The organism is Streptomyces flavofungini, assembly GCF_041028215.1.
In the GTDB taxonomy this organism is placed as follows: domain Bacteria; phylum Actinomycetota; class Actinomycetes; order Streptomycetales; family Streptomycetaceae; genus Streptomyces; species Streptomyces flavofungini_B.
Genome location: NZ_JASKYR010000899.1, coordinates 1 through 2766 on the forward strand (window position 1 = coordinate 1; position 2766 = coordinate 2766).

General features: G+C 67.9%; 2 protein-coding genes and 1 pseudogene. 2 read left to right on the forward strand and 1 reads right to left on the reverse strand.

From position 1 onward, the window contains the following. A pseudogene (locus AB8Z36_RS36210) lies at nucleotides 1–224 on the forward strand (hypothetical protein); the annotation flags it as partial. A gap of 29 nt (nucleotides 225–253) precedes the next feature. Here the strand turns inward: AB8Z36_RS36210 and AB8Z36_RS36215 are convergent. Then, the gene (locus AB8Z36_RS36215; RefSeq protein ID WP_369217638.1) at nucleotides 254–1195 is read right to left on the reverse strand and encodes an RDD family protein; all 942 of its coding nucleotides are present in this window, start codon (nucleotides 1193–1195) and stop codon (nucleotides 254–256) included. An 88-nt stretch (nucleotides 1196–1283) separates the two neighbouring features. Between AB8Z36_RS36215 and AB8Z36_RS36220 the strand changes: the two genes are divergently transcribed. Then, nucleotides 1284–2291, forward strand: coding sequence for a stage II sporulation protein M (locus tag AB8Z36_RS36220; protein WP_369217639.1), 1008 nt, complete (start codon nucleotides 1284–1286; stop codon nucleotides 2289–2291). Nucleotides 2292–2766: the final 475 nt, after the last annotated feature.

Here is a 2766-nt window from a genome sequence, read left to right on the forward strand (position 1 = left end):
TCACGGACCCGGTCCTCGCCCCCCGCACCCTCGACCAGTCCTGGGCCTTGGTGAAGAGCGAAGCACACGCCACTGACAACGGCCCCCTGACCGTGGACGAATACCAGGTCACAGCCCTGGACACCGGTGAACAGCACGCCGTCCACATCGCAGGCGACGTGGTCGTCGCGGCCCCCGGCATCGAGCTCGAACATCTCGAAACCCCGCCGTCCACTTTCGCCTGACGCACGCTCCGTCCGGACGGCCCGGACGTCTAGGCAGGCGGCACGAACCCCGTGGCGGGGGGCGCTGGCCGGGCGTTCTCCTCGCCTTGCGGGACAGCCGGGCTCGCAGCGGGGGAGCGTTGCTCGGAGCGGTGAACAGGCGCGGACCACGAGGACGGCCCCGCACCACTGACGTGATCGCTGCCCGCAGCGGAAGCGGCGGTGCCTCCCGGGAACCCGTTCGGCCCGCCAAAGGCCCGCTGAGCGTCCCGCGTTTGCCGCTCATGCACGACGGCCGCCAGAAACGCCGCAGGCGGGACCTCCGGCGGCACGGGAGTCCCCGTCCGAGCGGCCAGTTCTCCCGCGAGCCGCTCCGCCATGGCCCAGCCCACCTGCGGGTCGAGCTGCCCCATGCGCGTCAGGTACTGCCGGATCGACAGCCACAGTTCCTCGGGGACGCCGGACAGATCGGCCCCGGCGAACCGGCCCGCAAGCCAGGGCGGCGGCGGGGGAACGAAGGCCGCCCGCCCCGAGGGAACCCGCTCCCGCACGACCAACGTGCCCGCGAAGACATCCCCGAGCCGCCGCCCCCGCGCCGACACCAGCGACGCGACGCACGCGACGACCCCGAACGTCATCAGGATCTCGACGACTCCCATGGCCCCGCGTACCAGGGCGTGCCGGAATCGGATCGGCCCGCCGTCGTCCCGCACCACACGCAGCCCACACGCCAGTTTCCCGAGCGACCGCCCGTGGCTGAGCGTCTCCACGGCGATGGGAATGCCGACGAGAATGAGCAGGAAACTGGCGACCGCGATCGCGGCGGCCGCCGCGTCGTCCAGCGAAGCGGTCGAAGCGACGACCCCTATGGTCACGCCCAAATAGACCGCCCAGGCCAGAACCAGATCGATCACCAGGGCCAACGCCCGGCTGGGCAGTTTCGCGGGGCGCAGCTCCAGCGCCACCGCCTCACCCGTCACAAGGTCACTCAAGACCGCCGCCCTTCCCCGCCCTGCCGTAGGACTGACCAGTCTGCCAAGCTGGGCCATCACGCGCCGCAGTACGAGGAGCAGCCACCCGATGGACCTCGACGTCTTCGTGACCGCCCACCGAGCCGAGTGGGACCGCCTGGACGCTTTGCTGCGCCGCCAACGCAGGCTTTCCGGAGCAGAGGCCGACGAACTCGTCGCCCTTTACCAACGCACCGCCACTCACGTCTCCCTGATCCAGTCCAGCGCACCCGATCCACAACTCACCGGCCGTCTGACGAATCTGGTGGCACGCGCGCGTAGCGCTGTGACGGGCACGCGCCGCGCCTCCTGGCGTGACGTGACGGACTTCCTGACCCACGGCTTTCCTGCGGCGGTCTACCGTTCCCGCCGCTGGTGGGTGCCCACCGCATTGCTCTCGACGGTCCTGGCGGTGGTCATCGGCTGGTGGGTCGCCACTCATCCCGAAGTGCGGGCGTCGATCGCGGCCCCCGACGAACTGCGTCGGCTCACCCGCCCCGGGGGTGAGTACGAGACGTACTACTCAAGCCACCCCGCGGCCTCCTTCGCGGCGCAGGTCTGGACGAACAACGCCCAGGCCGCCGCCATGTGCCTCGTTCTGGGCGCCTTCCTGTGCTTCCCGGTCCTGTGGATCCTCTTCCAGAACATGCTCAATCTCGGGGTCGGCGCGGGTCTGATGTCGTCGGCAGGCCGACTCGATACATTCCTCGGTCTGGTCCTGCCGCACGGCCTCCTGGAACTGACCGCTGTCTTCGTGGCCGCGGGCACAGGTCTGCGCCTGGGCTGGACACTCATCGACCCCGGCATGCGCAGCCGCCGCACCGCCCTCGCGGAGGAGGGCCGCGCGGCCCTGGGCATGGCGATCGGCTTGGCGCTGATCCTCTTCATCTCGGGTGCCATCGAAGGCTTCGTGACACCGTCGGGCCTGCCGACCTGGGCCCGCATCACCATCGGAGTCGCCGCCGAACTGGCCTTCCTCACGTACGTCTACGTACTGGGCGGGCGAGCCGCACGCGCGGGTGCCACGGGCGATCTGGACCCGACCGACCGAAGTGCCTCGGCCCCCGTCGCGGCCTGATGTGCGTCAGGCCCCTCTGAGCTGCTACTGTCCTTCTCGCCCCGGAAAAACCGTTGACACGGCAGACCCGGGGAGGTAGATTCGAACAGTTGCCTAGAGCTGGACAAGGTCCAGTGGCGGCAGTTAATATCTGCCTGCTTCTCAAATCTCATTGAGCGAGAAGCCACCCCCGATCACTTCGGAAAATCAGCCGGTAAGACCGGCCGAAAACTTCTGATAAAGTCGGATCAGCCGAAAGGCAAAGGCCCCCAACGGCCACCGGAAATGAAATCCGAACCGGGAACGGAACGGAAAACGGATCTGGTAGAGTTGGAAACGCAAGAACAGAAGAAACACCGAAGGGAAGCGCCCGGAGGAAAGCCCCAGACAATGTTCTGCGGGTGAGTACAAAGGAAGCGTCCGTTCCTTGAGAACTCAACAGCGTGCCAAAAGTCAACGCCAGATATGTTGATACCCCGACTCACTCCGGTGAGTT